Raw genomic sequence first — 16,399 nt, forward strand, 5'->3', positions numbered from 1 at the left:
AAGGCATCTCTTGCGCACACAGGTAAGACGTGCGGGAGATGCCTTGTCTAACCATGTTCTGGTTACTGCTGAGATCTGGCCAAAATGGCGTTGGCTTCCTTGCGGAACTCAGCCGCGGCATCTTCGATCGAGATTTTCTTGAACAGGATGCGTTCGCTGAGATCGCGCAGGAGCTTCTCAATCTCAACTGCTCCGATTGGATTCGGAGGATCTCCTTGCGTGCTGTTGGCTTCCGCCCAAGTGACATAGTCAAAGATCTTGGCTTCGTTCTCTGACAGCAGCGGTTTGAGCGCTTCCTTCACCTTGGCGGATACCGGCACCCCGCGTTCGCCCTTGATCAGCTTGTTGGCTTCGATATCATTGATGAAGAAACTGATGAATTTGGCGGCTTCTTCTTTATGCTTCGAGGTTTCGGTGACCGAGAAATACATGGAAGGTTTCAGGAAGAGACCGTCCTTCGTTCCGGGACCCGGCATGGGATTCAGCTCCAACGGACGATCAGTCACCAGATTGGCCACGGCGAGGAACTGGTTGGACCAGCCGGTACCCGATATGGAGTTGCCAAGAACGATTTCATCTTCTTCGGCTACGCCTTTCTTCTGGGCTTCCTTATCCAGAGACAGGATATATCCGTTGTCGTACCATTTCTGGTAGCGGGTGAAATAATCGATGAACGCCTGGTCATCGCCGTATCCGATCGTCTTGCCGTCGGCACTGTACATTTTCTGGCCGATGGTTCTTAGATAGTAGGGGAAGAAGACGTCATGCCGGTAAGCAAAGCCCCCGATTTGCAGTCCTTTTTCCTTGGCTTGGGCCCCCATTTTGTCCATGTCGTCCCAAGTCCATTCCTTGGATGGAATGTCAATGCCATTCTTCTTCATTGTCTCGACGTCGAACGTTGTTTGGAGTGCATTCACGCCGAGATTCAAGGCAACCAGCTTGCCGTTGACCTCGCCTCCGCTCAGCGCATTCTCGCTGACGTCGGCCACATCCAGCTCGCCGCTCTCGGTGAACGGCTTCAGATCAGCCAGCTGATTCCGGCCTGCGTATTGATTCAGATAGGAGATGTCCATCTGAATAATGTCTGGGAGTCCGCCGGCCACCGCTTGGGGAGCGAGCTTCTTCCAGTAATCATCGAACGGGGCGTACTCAGGCTCAATTGTGACGTGTGGATTCTGAGCTTCATACATCTCAATGACCTTCAGGGTGTAATCATGCCGGGATTGTCCGCCCCACCATGCAATGCGGAGTTTGACCGGATCCTTGCTATCGCTCGCAGCAGCTGGCGGTGTCTCGGTTCCGGTCCCATTGCTTGCCGGCGTCTCTGCAGCACCGCCGCCCGAACAGCCGATCAAACTTCCAATCAGGGAAAACATCAGAACTGCGGTTAATACTTTTTTCATTCCATTTCCTCCCCTTTGTTAATAAACCATATCGACCCTAAATGTTAGTGCTTACATTCCCAATTATCTTGTGTTAGAGGGGAAAGAGTAAGGAAAAAAACCGTGCAGTTTGTTTAAAAAGCAGAGATGTACGTACAAGTTAACCTCTATTTTTTCATAAATTCGGAGGGTGTACAGCCGATCTGCTTCTTGAATACCTGACTGAAATATTGAGGATTGTCACCGAAACCAAGCAGCTCCGCCATCTCGAATATTTTGATATCCGGGTCGCTCTGCATCATTTCGGTTGCACGCTTCATCCGTAATTTCATAACGTAGTTGGAGAATTTCTCGCCTGTCTCCTTCTTGAAGAGTTTGCCGAGATAGTCTGCGTTCATATACAGCATGTCATTGGCTACCAGATTGAGCGTAAGCTCCGAGTTCCCAAGCTGCTGTTCGATGATCTCAACGACCTTGCGAACGATGGCATTGTATTTGACTTTGTTCTGCTCGAAGTTTCGCTGCGTAATTTCCCTTACCGTGTCTTCGAGAAATGCTTGAATGGCATGCAAGGTGCTCATCTCGGCAATTTCCGGAATCCGCGCATATCGCTGCTGCATCTGTTCAGGGTCGGTTAGACGGATGAGGGACACATATTGCTGGATCACGTAGGATTTGGTCAGTTCAATGCTGAGCTGCGCCAGCTTCAGCTCTTGAACGAATTCTGCCAGGGCAAGCTCCGCTTCTTTGCGGTGACCGGATCGGACAGGCATGCACAGTCGTTCCTCATCGAGAACAAAACCTCCCTCCAGGCTGCCACTATGAAGGGTATCCTCTGTGGTGATCATCCCGCTTTCATCCAAGTAGAAGCGGTAGTTGAGGCACTGCAATGTATCCCGGTAGAGCTTCCGCGCCAGAGTAACAGGCCCGGGATCGCTAATGGCGATCGTTACATCCATCTTGTAATACTGTTTAAAGGTACAGCGGATATCCTGAAGCTGTTGATGGAGCTGTTCATCGTCTCGATTCTCGATAAGCACCAGAACCTGCTGCCCAATGGTAGTGCTCAGCAGGGTGGAGTCTAGGAGGTCTTCGGCAATATTCTTTACGGCGAATTGATGCTCAAATTCCACGTTGCCCTCCAGCTGGAACAACAGCAGGCGCACGGGTTGATCGAAGCTGTATTGAAACAAGCTGCGGTATTCCTCCAGGTCATGACGTCCATAGGTTTTGTTGGTGACAAACTCCTTGAGAACCTGCTCTTTGACGTGAGGCAGCACCTTGCGGAGGCGGCCCTTCATCTCTTGAATGAATGACTCCTTATGCTGCAATGCCGTCAGTTCGCCAATGACCTCCTTCAGGGCTTCGCCGATTTTGATCTCGTCGGTAGGCTTCAGCAGGTAATGCTTCACGCCGTACTGCATGGCACGGTTGGCATACTCAAATTCGCCAAAGCCAGACAGCAGCACGAATTTGATATGGGGATGGGAGGCGTAGGTTTTGGCTACGAGCTCCAGCCCATCCAGTCCGGGCATGCGAATATCGCAAACAACGATATCCGGTGCCTCTCTCATGATTTTTTCATATGCCTGGATCCCGTTCTGGGCAGTGCCTGCAAGTATGGTCTGATATGCTGGCCAGTCTACCATCTGGGATATGCCGTCCAGAATAATTCGTTCATCGTCTACAAGCAGAACCTTATACATCGAACAATCCCTCCGTTATTTAGGTAACGACAGAATCACCCGGGTTCCAAGCCCCGGCGCGCTGTCAATGGTTAAGCCATAATGTTCGCCAAAAGCAAGCTTGATTCGTTCATCGATGTTTAACAGTCCGATTCCGTTACCACTGGTTGTCAAATTGCCGCTTCGCAGTTGCATAAGCGTATCCGGCCCCATGCCAGGGCCATCATCCTCCACCACAACGCAGAAAGCGGAGGGGGTCTCCTTGCAGAACAAGATGATTCGGCAAGGCTCAATTGAAGGCTCCAGTGCATAATGGATGGCATTCTCAAGCAGGGGCTGAAGGGTCAGCTTGGGAATGGGGCGCTGCCAGTCCTGCTCCTGTACATCCATTGTAAATTGGAGGCGGTCTTCAAACCGGAACCTCTGAATGAGGATGTAATTCCGGACAATCTCCAGCTCCTCGCCCAGCGTCAGAATCGGTTCTTTCAGGCTGACCGAGTTGCGGAGAAGGAAAGCCAGGGCCTGCACCATATCGGAGATTTGAGACTGCTTGTTCATCTTCGCCAGCCAGTTCACGGATTCCAGGGTGTTATACAGAAAGTGGGGATTGATCTGGGCTTGCAGTGCTTTGAACTCGGTTTCTTTAATTAACAGCCGGTTCGAATAGTTCTCGGTAATGAGGGCATTGATTCTCTCGATCATGAGTCGGAATGTCCGGTGCAGCAGGCCCAACTCATTCATGGCTACAGGCGTCGCATCCTGGGGCAGAACATTAGCTTCTGCAAAGTTTCCTTTTTCCGCGAGTTTCATCCGGGTAATAAGACTTTCGATGGGACGTGTCAGCCCTCGGCTGAACCGTATACCGAGCAGGATCGCAATAGCGAATATCATCGTGAACACGATAATGACGAGCTCTTTAATGAATATGATTTGCTTGAAGGCTTGGTTGAATGGCGTGACGTTCATATAAGTCCAGCCCGTATTGGCGGAGCGGTTATGTGCGATGAAATAGGTATGGCCGTCCATTTCACGCGTGAGGTATCCGTTTCCCGATGACAGGGAGGATTGAATAGCTGCCGGATCAAAGTGCGGTGTTTGCGGATAGATTAGATCCGTACCCGCAGTCATGATCAGATCCCCTTCCCCGCCAGCGGACTTGCGAACGATTTTATCCATATTGATTCGGATAATGATGGTACCCAAGTAATGCAGGTCGAACAGCGTACCGGTATAGGAACGTATTTCCCGGGAAAGTAACAGGGCCGAGTCCTGTTCGTCAGGGTAGATCCAGCGTTCCTCGCCATCGGCATCCCCGGCAAGCTGAAGGATATGTTCTTTCTTAGTCGGATCAATTGGAACGATGCTGCCGACATCATGCTGTTTATCGTAGGAGTCAATCAAGTGGATGGAATAAAGCATGGGCTCGGAGCCGACATAATTCAGAAGGCGGTCCACAAGATGCTGCCTCAGTATGAGCCGGTCATAATCGGAGTCGCTCCCCGAGATGGAGCGCAACAGGTTTTGGATCTGGGTATCGGTTATGATGTTGAAGGAGAGCTGTTCGATCCGCTCGAGCTCTGACTCAATGGTAGATGAGGACAGGTGCAGAACCTGGGATGATTTGAGGTACAGCTGCTCGTCGTAGATGGAGAACGCATACTGCTGGACGATGACGGCGAAGGTAAATGCCATCGCAACGATCAGGCTGATAAGAAGTGAGAGTTTGTTTTTGATTTTCATATTTTTATAGATGGCACTCCATTTTTGCACGGCAACGTCTCCTTGTGCTTGACCTTGAAATGTTGTGTACACATTATGTACCGGGTTGTAAACGCTGTCAATATTGTTATGGCGATTCTTTTGGGCAGTAAACCAGTGCAAGGTTTCAAGATACAGTCGGTTATTTAAACAAGATGGACGGTTATTTGGATTTATATCGGGAGGCGTGCGGTACATAATGGTTCAGAGGGTAACAGCAGCCTTGGGGAGGTGTAAAGTACTATGTACAAGTTTGATTTTGGAACAGAAACACCGTGTCATGATCATATCAAAATAACGGCAGAGACCTTATATAGTCCAGAGCTTGGCTACGGCTTCCATTCCCTGTCTCCGTTATCCGCTGTGAACCGATTGGGGGAGCAGACGTTATCGGGAGATTTTGTAATCCCGCTGAATGCGGCATTTCAAATCGATGTGCCGGATGGTCTGTACACCTTGCACCTGCTGATCGGTGATGCCTGGTTTGATACCGAAACCTCCATCCGGGGAACGGAAGGGCAGATGCTGCTGGATGGTTTGCGGACACAGGGAGGTCACTTTGAACGATACAGCGTTACGGTGCCGGCTGTCCAAGGCGCAATCATGCTGTCCTTTTCCGGCCGCGCTCCCCGGATTAATGCCATGGAGGTAGCAGCTTCCCCGCATGCCTGCCATTTGTTTCTCGCGGGAGATTCGACGGTGACCAACCAGCCAGCGGGCGGATTTCCCTACACCGGTTGGGGGCAAATGCTGCCTTCCCATATCAAGGCCGATGCTGCTGTTAGCAATTACGCGCGTTCGGGCCGAAGTTCCAAGAGCTTTATAGCTGAGGGGCTTCTGGATCCGATTCGGGAAAAGCTGAAGCCGCATGATTATATGCTGATTCAGTTTGGTCATAACGATCAGAAGCGGGACGAGGAGAGATATACGGAACCCTTTACCACATACAAGGAGTTTCTGAAAATATACATTGACGTTTGCCGGGAGAAGCAGGCCACTCCGATCCTGCTAACACCTGTCCATCGGCGTTATTTTGATTGCAATGGCAGGCTGAAGGACACGCACGGAGATTATATTACAGCTGTTCGGGAATTGGCGGTGGAGGAGCAGGTCCCCTTGGTGGATCTTGCTGCGCTGAGTTTGGATTATTTTAACCGACTCGGGCCGGATGGGACGAAATCGGTGTTTATGTGGGGAGCACCCGGTGAATTTCTGTTGTTCCCGCAAGGGGTGATGGATAATACCCATTTTCAGCAGCGCGGTGCAGTCAATGTGGCGGAGCTGGTGATTGGCGCTTTGAAAGGGCTTGGTCTTCAGCCGTTGTCTCTCTATTTGCGATAGCCTTTATTTTGCGAGGGATGATTCGTCATACAAGGAACTTCGGTTGTGAACAGCGAATTGGTTCTAATACCTTATACACGAGGAGAGATTACGGCATGTCAAAAGGCGAGAAACAATGGATCATCCCGGACGCTTACATTCCTCCTGTGAGCAGTGGAGAGCTTACCAGTCATGAGTCGGTCTGTGTCTTGAACTTAAGCGATCAGGATGTGGTGATTACGGTTCACGCTTACTTCGAGGATCGTGACCCCCTGCTCGGAATGGAAACAATCGTTCCAGCCCAAAGAACCAAGCACATACGGACCAGTTCGCTTGCAGCGGAGGATGGAGAAGGCATACCTTCGGGTGTTCCCTATGCGATGGAAGTAACCAGCAGTGCGCCTGTGTTTGTTCAGTACAGCCGTCTGGATTCCACTCAGGCAGAGAATGCCTTGATGAGTGTCATGGCGTATCCAGTATCAACAATTTAATGTGAAAAAGGATATACTGCGAAGGATTTACAGCGATAAAACAAAAGAAGGACCGAGTACACACGGTCCTTCTCTTTACGTTGATATGAATTCAGTTTAAATAATGGCGTCTTTCGTCATTTCGTAGAGCGTAATGGAATCCTGGCGTATTTCCAGTGAAATCACCGTATCCTCTTTTTTGAAAAAGTAGACATGACCCAGCCGGTTATCCTTCAGTTCCGTCCATCCTGAATCCTGTATCTCTTGGATGTATCGCTCTGGCGTGGACAAGCCCTGCTCCCCGCCGATGCCCTTTACTTCATATTTAACGCCGTTGTCAATGTTGGGATTTTCGGATGAGGATATGGTCTCCAATAGTGCCGAACTTTCCGGGATGGGGAAATCGCCATGAATGGAAGAGGTTGTGTACCCGTCGACAGGCTCCTCATATTTAGGGGTACATCCGATGGCCAGCAGGAATAAGGGTAACAACATGAAGGTGATAAGATATTTTCTCATGGGCATCGCTCCTTTCTATAATGAACGCAACAATTCTGGAAAAAGTTGTGGGTGCATCCACTTTTCTAATTGAATACTTCATTACCGAATGAACCAACGGCGTTATGCAGGGACAAGCGGGGGCGGCATTATCTATGCACGGGATTTTAGCGAATACAGGACGATAATGGGGGAGAGCATGGCAAACGACTTGCATCAGATGACAATTGAAGAGTGGGTATTCCGGTCACTAGCCTCTAGATACGAACGAGGGGAAAAATGTTAAAATAAACATCAGGCGGTTAGCTTGACGTTTATTTGTATGCTGTCCTGATGTTGCGAAATGAGAATGAATTAATACATATAACAACCATGGTAAGGTGATTTTGGATGATTGATGATGAGCCCCATATAACCGCTTGCCGCCATACTTGGAAGAGAAGAACGTTTTTTTCGGCCATGATTTCCTGGGTGGGACGGGAGCATATTTGATGCAGGTCAGAATCTAGCAATTCAGTAATCTTTAGCAATCTAGTTATCTAGCAATCTAGTTATCCAGCAATTTAGTTATTCAACAAAGATCATAGGACAGCTTTCCCCATCAGTTGAAGAGCTGGCGTAGCACTTCTTACGAGAACACGAGAGAATACGAGAGAACACGAGGTGATAATCATGAAGCCATTGTCAGTAGGAATTATCGGGACGGGGTTTGGCGGACATGTTCATGCCCCCATCTTCTCGTTGCATCCGGGATTCGAGGTCAAATCGATTGCGAGTGTCTATCGGCAGCAGAAGGCTGAAGAGCATACGTGGAAGGGAATTCAGCATTACAGAAATTGGCGCGACATGCTGGAGAAAGAACAGCTGGATCTCGTATCCATTGCATCCTCTCCCAGCCAGCATTATGAAATGACGATGCTTGCGCTGCAATCCGGTCATCATGTCCTGACAGAGAAACCTCTCGGCATGAATGCGGAGCAAACATTGCACATGCTGACGGAGTCAGAACGGGTCAAGCGTAAAGCCTTCGTTAATTTTCAATGGAGATGGACAACAATCCGACAACGCATCAAGCGTATGATGCAAGGCAAAGAGCTTGGAGATATCCAGCATATTCAATATACAGGGAGCTTCTCTGGACATGGCGTGCTTGCGAATTCCTATCGTGGCTGGGAAGCGCGGCGTGAGGAGGGAGGGGGATTCTTGTTTGCAATCGGGTCCCATATGGTCGATTCCCTTCTATGGTGGATGGACGAGGAGATTACGGACGTGTACGGCGATTTGAGAACACAGATACCGACATATAGCGGAGACGACGGGCTTGAAGTCAGGGAAACGGACGATGCGTTTACCTTCATTGGGCGCTTCAGAAGCGGGGCCTCACTTGTTGCGAATGTGTTTTTTCCCGGAATCCGCGGAGCGGGCTGGAAGCTGGAGATCCACGGGACCAAGGGGACGCTGATGATGCGTAATGATGATACTCTTGAATGCAGCTTCGGCGGTTCATTTGAGAGAATCGATCTTGAGCCGGTTCATGCCCCGGCTAGCCTGGAAGCTCCGGCGGTGCATTACTATAATGGTTTTTATCAGATGGTCGATGGCATCTATAGCACCCTGGCTGGAAATCAAACCTTGCCGGATATTCCGACTTTCCTGGATGGCCACAAGGCACAAGCCGTTCTAGATGCGATACGTCTCTCGTCAGAGACGAACACCCGAATAAACGTTGATTATACCTAAGATAAGAGATTCGGCATGGATTAAACGGTAAACAGGAGGGAGGCGTGGATATGAGCCAACGACGTCTTCAAGTGGGAATGTGAAGTCAATGGACGGAAGAGAACTGGGAGGGCACGTACTATTCCGATGATGACAGGGATACATATATTAATAGTTGATTTCGGTGTTTTTGATCGAATGGAGTGAAGAGTAACGCTATGATGAACCGGTGGGATCATCCGCTTATTAGGGGGAGGAGGAATCCTCGATGATTCAGAGTTTGATCGTTGTATTTCTGCTTACGATGGTTATTCATACGGCTGAGACCTTGTCTTACTCCGTCAGGTATGCGGGCGTGAAGCTGAACAAGATTGCTGTGGCGCTGTCGCTGACAGGGATTATCGTGCTGGTGTCCAGAACGTCCAACCTGATCCAGGCCCCGCTTACAGCCAAGTTTGTTGATTATGCACGAGAACATCCCACATTTGACGTGCTCTCTTATTTCAGGGCGATTCTGTTAGCCGCTTCAATCGGAACGATCATGGCCATTGCGCTGTTTCCGACCTTCGTGAACTTGTTCAGCAGAATTATCAGTAAGCTGGAGGTTGCCGGATCGATTCCGAAACTGGTCTCCAGCGTAACCATCGGACAGCTCAAGAATACAAGGCATTACGTCCGGAAGCCGAATCTGAAGTGGAGCCAGTTCCGGTACTTAGGGATACCTAAGCGATTTATATTCATGAATGTCGTGGTGACGGCTATTTATACCGTGGGCGTCCTGTCATCTTTGTATGCTGCCCATCTTGTTCCGCAGTACAGCACAACGGCGTCTCAAGCCTCCGGTTTGATCAACGGGATTGCCACTATTATTTTGACAATATTCATAGATCCGCAGCTTGGTTTGATCACAGACAAGGCTACGCGGAATGAAGAAGCCAGAGATCAGCTGGGCAAAGTGTATACGATGCTGATGGTTTCAAGATTTTTCGGAACGATGCTGGCCCAGCTTCTCATTATTCCCGCCGCTTATGTGTTAAGCGTGATTGTAATGTGGATCTAAGAATAAATTGCCCGAGAGTAAGAAGGAGACACGATAAAACATGATCACCCGTAAACGAATTATGCTGGAATCCGTACTGTTTGCAGCAGCGATATATGGCGGTTATTTATTGTTCATGGTACTGCAGGGGATGATTCAAACCCAAAGATATGTACCGAATCTGGATGAAATCCGAGGGTACGAGCAGGCTGAATACCTCCAGACGGAGGTGGCTTTTGGCATGATCGAGCGGAACAGCGAATGGCTCGCAGTTACAGCCGTCGGAGGATTTATCCTATTGTGCGGGTTGTATGGAAGCATAAGATATATATGGGCAAAATGGCGTTCATGATGCCGACCTCATGAACTAAAGCCTACAGATTCAGATCAGCCCTGTTCATGGACAAACGTTCATGATCAGGGCTGTTTGGGTAGGGAAATGGAATCTAGCTTTTACCCATAGCTTGCTCATGGAATGAAGAGTAATATCCAAACCGTCATTAAAAAATGTGAATTTAAAAGAGTTAATTGGATGACCCAATTACCCGGAATATTGCGATAAAAGGGAAAAACTACCTGCATAAAGTGTTTGAAAGCGCTATTTTGATTCTTGACAGCCTTTTCAGTTGCGTTTATGCTAAACATGCGGTTAATTGGATGACCCAATTATCGTTTGCGCAAGAAGTGATAGAAAGGGTAGTCATATGACCATTAAGAAGATTAAATATCATCGGGTGTACGAGGATGTTATTGAGCAGATCAAGAATCTGATTCTGGAAGGAAATCTGACTCCGGGCGATGTTCTTCCGACGGAGCGGGAGCTGGCCCAATCTTTTGGCATCAGCCGCGGAACTTTGCGGGAAGCATTTCGTATTCTGGAGCGCGAAGGACTCATTGAAGCAAGACCTGGTGGCGGGCGCTTTCTGAGCAAGGCACTGGATGTAGCCGAGGATCGCAGCCGCATTCTGGACAATATCGAACGCGCTACCATTATTGAGTTATTAGAGGCGCGGGAATTGTTTGAGACAGGGATTGTGGAGCTGGCGGCTAAGCGTGCAACCGATGAGGATATTGCCGAGATCGAGGCTGCCTTCGAGAAGTGGGGACAGATCGATCAGGAGGCGGAGGATCGCTCGAAGCCTGACCAGGCCTTTCACTTGTCGATTGCCAAAGCAACGCATAACGTGGTTCTCGTCAATATGATTGAACTGCATATGGATTTGCTCCAGCGGACTCTGAGCAAGACGGCCCAAATTCCAGGGCGCAAGAGCGAGGTTTATGAGGAACATTTACTTATTATGCAAGCTATTAAGGAACGTGATCCGGTGAAAGCGAAGCTGGCTTTGCTGAACCATTTGAGCAGAGTCAAAGAAAACATACAGAAAAACTACATTCATGTATAAGAGGGGAGAAACTCGCCCCTTTTTAACACAAATTGGATAATCCAATTATCCAATGGGCATGAGTGAATATTTTGGTAAAGAGGGACTGCAGATGAATACAGACATTCGAATTCTATCACCCTGCGGCATGCTGGGGTACGGATTTCCTGAACAATCCTTCATGAACGGGATGGAGTTTGAGCTGCACGGCATCGTTGTTGATGCGGGATCTACGGATGGGGGACCGCATAAGCTGGGCGCCGGTGTATCGATCGTCAGCAAGCGTGCGGTGAAGAAAGACCTGGACATTATGATCACGAATGGATTGTCCCGGAAGATTCCCATCATCATCGGCTCGGCAGGCGGCTCGGGTGCTCAGACCCATGTGAACTGGACGCTCGATATCATTGATGAAATCTTGGATGAACGGGGCCTGCAGGCCAAGGTCTCTGTCATATGGGCAGATTTTACTCAGCAGGAGATCCATCAGGCGAAGGAGGAAGGACGCATTAAGGCACTGAGTCCGAATATTCCGCCTCTGACGAGCGAGTTAATTGATTCGACGAACAGCATCGTTGCACAGATGGGACACGAACCTATTGTGGAAGCGCTTAAACAAGGTGTGGATATCATCGTTTGCGGCCGTGCTTATGATCCTTCTCCGTTTGCCGCGATTGGGATTTATCATGGCAAGGACCCGGGGCTTTCCTATCACCTGGGCAAAATATTGGAATGCGGCGCTTTATGCGCGGAACCGGGAACAACGAAGGATAGCATTCTCGGCACGATAAGCGACGATTCGTTCACCGTTCAATCACTTAATCCTGACCGGAACTGCAGCCCGACGAGTGTTGCAGCACATACCTTTTATGAGAAGGAGCATCCCTACATTCTGCACGGGCCCGGATTTACGCTCGACCTGGAGCATTGCCGATTCGAGGAAGTGGAGAAGGGCGTCGTTCGCGTAACGGGCAGCCGCTTCCTTCCGGCTGAGAAATACTTTATTAAGCTGGAAGGAGCAAGACGAGTAGCTTACCGGACGTTCGTTGTTGCGGGGATCCGAGACCCGATTCTCATCGGAAAGCTCGAAGAGGTTGAGGAATATGTCCGCAATCAGGCCAGGGAATATTACCGGGAAATTCCGGAATCGGATTACCAGATTCAATTCTATAATTACGGCAAGAACGGCGTTCTCGGAAGCAAGGAGCCCGAGTCGTTCACCGGACACGAGATTGGCGTCATGTTTGAAGTGGTGGCCAAGACGCAGGAGCTGGCGAACAGCATCTGTGCAACGGTTCGCTCTACGTTCCTCCATTACGGATACGATGGCCGCAAATCAACGGCGGGGAACCTGGCATTTCCATTCGCGCCAAGCGATATCGAGTTCGGTCCTGTCTATGAATTCTCCGTGTACCACCTGATGGAAATGAAAAATAATGCTTTTCGGATAGAGCATCGATAAGGAGGATCAAACTGTGACTCAACTCGGCGATTTGGCGAAGGTGCTGCGAAGTAAAAACTCTGGCCCCTTCGAAATTACATTAGACGTGTTGTTTGATTCCAAGGAGCAATATGACCAAGTAAAACAGTCCGGCCGCATTACGAAACGGACGATATGTGAGTTGTATCAGATTCGGGAGGAGCAGATTCATCACCTGGTATTTTTCGATCAGGCGCTGGGCTTCAAAATTACGATGTCGCGGGATATATCGTCTGGCAGCGTTGGCGACCGCGATGTGTATGGAGCCCAGCAGCATGCACCTCTCATGAAGCTATCCATCGATTATCTGGAGGAGGGGTAAGCCATGAAGGTGTTAAGACGCTTAAGGCAGGATTGGGTGCTGTACGCGATGCTGTCGTTACCTCTTCTCTACTTTTTTATCTTCCACATCATTCCGTTATACGGCATGAAACTCGCCTTTCAGGACTATCGGATTCTGGGAGATCATGTATGGGTAGGCTGGAAGCATTTCAAGACACTCTTCAGTTCGCCTGCCTTCACAAGCGTACTGCAGAATACCATTATCATCAGTTTGATGAAGATCATTTTTGTCTTTCCGATTCCGATCATGCTATCACTTCTTATTAATGAAGTACGAAGCTCCAAATACCGCAAATATGTACAATCCGTTGTCTATCTGCCCCATTTTCTGTCCTGGGTCGTGATTGCCGGGATCTGGATCAGCCTCCTGAATCCTGCAGACGGCGGAGTCAATCTGATTGCGAACTTCTTTCAACTGCCATCCATCGATTACATGACAAGTAAGGAGCATATCCGCTGGGTGCTGGTATTCTCCGAAATCTGGCGAAGCGCCGGCTGGGATTCCATCATCTATCTGGCAGCTATTATGAAGATCAGCCCAGGATTGTATGAAGCAGCCAAGATCGACGGAGCAACACGGCTGCAGCAGATGAGGTTCATCACGCTTCCTCATTTATACAGCACAGTTGTAACCGTCTTCATTCTGAATCTGGGCTTCTTCATGAATGCTGGTTTCGATCAAGTATTTAACTTTATGAACGATTCCGTCATTAGTGTCGTGGACATTCTGGACACTTATGTATACCGAATCGGTATTGGGAACGGACAGTTTGCTTATGCAACCGCAGCCAGTCTGTTCAAAGGCGTCATCGGTATCGTCCTTATCCTGGGTACGCATTTCATTTCGAAGCGCTTCTCGGGTAAGGGCGTCTGGTAAAGGAGGGATTTACGATGAGACGGCTGGAGATTTCTAAAATTGTCATTTATCTGATGTTGTTTGCGTTCACGCTCATGGTATTGGTTCCTCTCCTGCATCTGCTGGCGCTGTCTTTAACAGACCCTGGCAAAGCCCATCTGATGGGTGGACTGGATATCATCCCCAAGGGATTCTCTACAATAAACTACCAACTGCTATTGTCCAATCCTTTGATCACGGGCAGTATTCTGAACTCGGTCTGGATCACCGTTGCAGGTACGTTTCTCAATCTGCTGCTGACCTCCATGGCAGCTTATGTGCTGGCTAGAACCGAATTCATCGGCAAAAAATTCGTGTTGTTCTTCCTTATCGTCATTATGGTATTCGAGCCGGGCATGATTCCGGAATACCTGCTGGTGAAGGATCTTGGACTGATGAATACGCTAACTTCACTGATCCTGTACAAAGCGATCAACGTTTACTATCTCTTTATACTCATGCGGTTCATTCAGGACATTCCGGAGGAAATTCTGGAGGCCTCCCGCATTGACGGTGCAGGTCACTTCCGGTTGTACAGCCGGATTATCCTGCCGCTGTCCAAGCCGGGGCTGGCGACACTGGGCTTGTTCTACGGCGTGTATCACTGGAATGAATATTTCAGAGCCACACTCTACATTTCAGACCCGAGTAAATGGCCGCTGCAGGTCGTGCTCAGACAGTTTGTTGTGCGCAAGGACAATACGTCGCTGATCGGCAACCAGAACATGTTTGACAGCTCGATCAATTTTGATTTTGCTTCCCTGCAGGCGGGTACGATCATGATTGCGATTGTACCGCTGTTGTTCCTATATCCGTTCATTTTGAAATACTACGCAAAAGGCGAACTGGAGGGAGGGGTCAAGGATTAAGCGGGGAAGGGCAGCTTATTGAAGGCATTGATGTTCAAATTCAAAAAAGGGGAGAAAGATGAACATGAAAAAATTAAGCCTGTTATTAATCGTTGCCATGCTGGCCATGGTCATGTCTGCATGCACCTCAAACTCGAACTCGCCGGGAGCGGGTCAAACAGAGCCTGGGACCACCCAGCCTGATGGAAGCGGCGATCCGGTTACGCTGAAGATTGTGTACAAGGATGAAGGAACGGCTAACCCCGTTTCCGTTAAATTTTTCGAAACCTTGGAGAAATCCCTCGCTGAAGATGAAGGCTTGAACGTGAAGTTTGAGCTTGTAGACCTCGCGCAGGGCAGTTATGCGGAGAACCTGAACCTCCTGCTCTTGGGCGGAACCATTCCGGATATCATCTACTTCCAGGGCGGAGACCAGCAGATTGCCGATCAAGGTCTGCTGGAGGATCTGACGCCGTACATTGAGAAATCTACCTACATTAAAGAGATCATGGAACCGCACAACCAAACACGGATGGCAAGTTATCCGTATCTGCTGTGGATTAAACCTCTTGCACCTAAGGCACCGGTTGTTCGTGCCGATTGGTTTAATGCCATGGAGAGCTCCAAGGCCTTGATGGAGAATCCGACAGTGGACAATTATTACGCCTTCTTCAAGGAACTGGTGGAGAAGAAGCCGGGTGAAGGCAAGCCGAGTTACGCGCTGACGGCAGCAGGCGATATCGCCGAGATCAACTTCATTTTCAACACGGCATTCGGTCTGGATACCACTTGGCTTAAAAAGGACGATGGAACTTATGAATACTCCAAAGTCTCTCAAAACGAGAAAGAAAAACTGACTTTCTATAACAAGCTTTATAAGGAAGGACTGCTTGATCCGCAATTCATTACGAAGCAGTGGGATACGAAGGAAGATGCCTTTTATAAAGGGGAAGCCGCGGTGATTACGGGGACAGCCGGCAAAATCATCGATTTGTATGATGGAAGAATGCAGGAACTGGGTGGAGATGACGCCAGCCTGATCGTGCTGCCGCCTGCAAAAGGCGAAGCGCAAGGATTCGGCGCCACCGACGTCACGAAGGAAGCAAGAGGACTTGCGATCTCTTCGCAGTCCCCGCATAAAGATGTTGCATTCAAAGTCTTTGATTACCTGGCAAGTCCCAAGGGCCAAATGCTGGACCGGCTCGGATTCGAAGATGAGCACTACAAGGTGGTAGACGGTGAGATTGAGCTGAACGAGAAATATTACAGTGAATGGTATGCACGTTTCTGGGAGCCAACCGAGATCCAATCGGAAACTCCTTTGAAAACGCCGCTCTTGGGCGAGCCGGGCACCGAATCGCTGAAAATGGCTTCGGGTTACTACACGGAAGACAACAACTTCATCATTCCTGAGCAGTTCATTGCGAACTGGGATGCCATGAACAATCTGTACAAGGAATATTCAACCGACTTTATTACAGGCAAGAAGGACTTGTCCCAATTCGATCAATTTGTTGAGGCCTGGAACGCTGCTGGCGGAGCAGAGATTACGAAATACGCTAACGAAAACATCAAGTAAGG

Annotated in this window: 15 protein-coding genes; 11 read left to right on the forward strand and 4 right to left on the reverse strand. The window is 49.2% G+C overall.

What is annotated here, in order from left to right:
- Positions 1–62: 62 nt before the first annotated feature.
- From B9D94_RS09065 to B9D94_RS09075, 3 genes are all read right to left on the reverse strand, one after another.
- Complete coding sequence (locus tag B9D94_RS09065; protein ID WP_063480082.1) at positions 63–1,403, reverse strand: ABC transporter substrate-binding protein; 1,341 nt, start codon at positions 1,401–1,403, stop codon at positions 63–65.
- Positions 1,404–1,549: 146 nt separating this feature from the next.
- Positions 1,550–3,088, reverse strand: a complete 1,539-nt coding sequence (locus B9D94_RS09070) for a response regulator transcription factor (RefSeq protein ID WP_148246868.1) — start codon at positions 3,086–3,088, stop codon at positions 1,550–1,552.
- A 15-nt stretch (positions 3,089–3,103) separates the two neighbouring features.
- On the reverse strand, positions 3,104–4,837 hold the full coding sequence (locus tag B9D94_RS09075; RefSeq protein WP_148246869.1) for a cache domain-containing sensor histidine kinase: 1,734 nt from the start codon (positions 4,835–4,837) through the stop codon (positions 3,104–3,106).
- A gap of 231 nt (positions 4,838–5,068) precedes the next feature.
- Here B9D94_RS09075 and B9D94_RS09080 point away from each other — a divergent pair, with 231 nt between their 5' ends.
- Positions 5,069–6,166 (forward strand): rhamnogalacturonan acetylesterase, encoded by a 1,098-nt coding sequence (locus B9D94_RS09080; protein WP_036641897.1) that lies wholly within the window; start codon positions 5,069–5,071, stop codon positions 6,164–6,166.
- Positions 6,167–6,261: 95 nt separating this feature from the next.
- Positions 6,262–6,636: a sensory rhodopsin transducer gene (locus tag B9D94_RS09085; protein WP_036641899.1), complete on the forward strand. Its 375-nt coding sequence runs from the start codon at positions 6,262–6,264 to the stop codon at positions 6,634–6,636.
- A 96-nt stretch (positions 6,637–6,732) separates the two neighbouring features.
- Here B9D94_RS09085 and B9D94_RS09090 read toward each other — a convergent pair whose 3' ends face one another.
- Positions 6,733–7,134 carry a hypothetical protein gene (locus tag B9D94_RS09090; protein ID WP_036641900.1) on the reverse strand — a complete coding sequence of 134 codons (402 nt, stop codon included), beginning with the start codon at positions 7,132–7,134 and terminating at the stop codon, positions 6,733–6,735.
- Between the two features lie 651 nt (positions 7,135–7,785).
- Here B9D94_RS09090 and B9D94_RS09095 point away from each other — a divergent pair.
- From B9D94_RS09095 to B9D94_RS09135, 9 genes are all read left to right on the forward strand, one after another.
- Positions 7,786–8,853, forward strand: coding sequence for a Gfo/Idh/MocA family protein (locus B9D94_RS09095; RefSeq protein ID WP_148246870.1), 1,068 nt, complete (start codon positions 7,786–7,788; stop codon positions 8,851–8,853).
- Between the two features lie 247 nt (positions 8,854–9,100).
- Entirely contained in the window at positions 9,101–9,892 is a 792-nt protein-coding gene (locus B9D94_RS09100) for a lipid II flippase Amj family protein (protein WP_148246871.1), read from the forward strand.
- Between the two features lie 40 nt (positions 9,893–9,932).
- Positions 9,933–10,223 carry a hypothetical protein gene (locus B9D94_RS09105; protein ID WP_006211476.1) on the forward strand — a complete coding sequence of 97 codons (291 nt, stop codon included), beginning with the start codon at positions 9,933–9,935 and terminating at the stop codon, positions 10,221–10,223.
- Between the two features lie 352 nt (positions 10,224–10,575).
- Positions 10,576–11,274: a FadR/GntR family transcriptional regulator gene (locus B9D94_RS09110; RefSeq protein ID WP_006211474.1), complete on the forward strand. Its 699-nt coding sequence runs from the start codon at positions 10,576–10,578 to the stop codon at positions 11,272–11,274.
- 91 nt (positions 11,275–11,365) lie between these two features.
- Positions 11,366–12,715 (forward strand): acyclic terpene utilization AtuA family protein, encoded by a 1,350-nt coding sequence (locus B9D94_RS09115; RefSeq protein WP_253806127.1) that lies wholly within the window; start codon positions 11,366–11,368, stop codon positions 12,713–12,715.
- 13 nt (positions 12,716–12,728) lie between these two features.
- Positions 12,729–13,055, forward strand: coding sequence for a DUF4387 domain-containing protein (locus tag B9D94_RS09120; RefSeq protein ID WP_006211472.1), 327 nt, complete (start codon positions 12,729–12,731; stop codon positions 13,053–13,055).
- A 3-nt stretch (positions 13,056–13,058) separates the two neighbouring features.
- Positions 13,059–13,952, forward strand: coding sequence for an ABC transporter permease (locus tag B9D94_RS09125; protein WP_006211471.1), 894 nt, complete (start codon positions 13,059–13,061; stop codon positions 13,950–13,952).
- Between the two features lie 14 nt (positions 13,953–13,966).
- Positions 13,967–14,839, forward strand: a complete 873-nt coding sequence (locus tag B9D94_RS09130; RefSeq protein ID WP_006211470.1) for a carbohydrate ABC transporter permease — start codon at positions 13,967–13,969, stop codon at positions 14,837–14,839.
- Between the two features lie 64 nt (positions 14,840–14,903).
- Entirely contained in the window at positions 14,904–16,397 is a 1,494-nt protein-coding gene (locus B9D94_RS09135) for an extracellular solute-binding protein (RefSeq protein ID WP_148246873.1), read from the forward strand.
- Positions 16,398–16,399: the final 2 nt, after the last annotated feature.

Origin of the sequence: Paenibacillus sp. Cedars, assembly GCF_003184205.1 — a bacterium.
GTDB classification, from domain to species: Bacteria; Bacillota; Bacilli; order Paenibacillales; family Paenibacillaceae; genus Paenibacillus_AQ; species Paenibacillus_AQ glucanolyticus.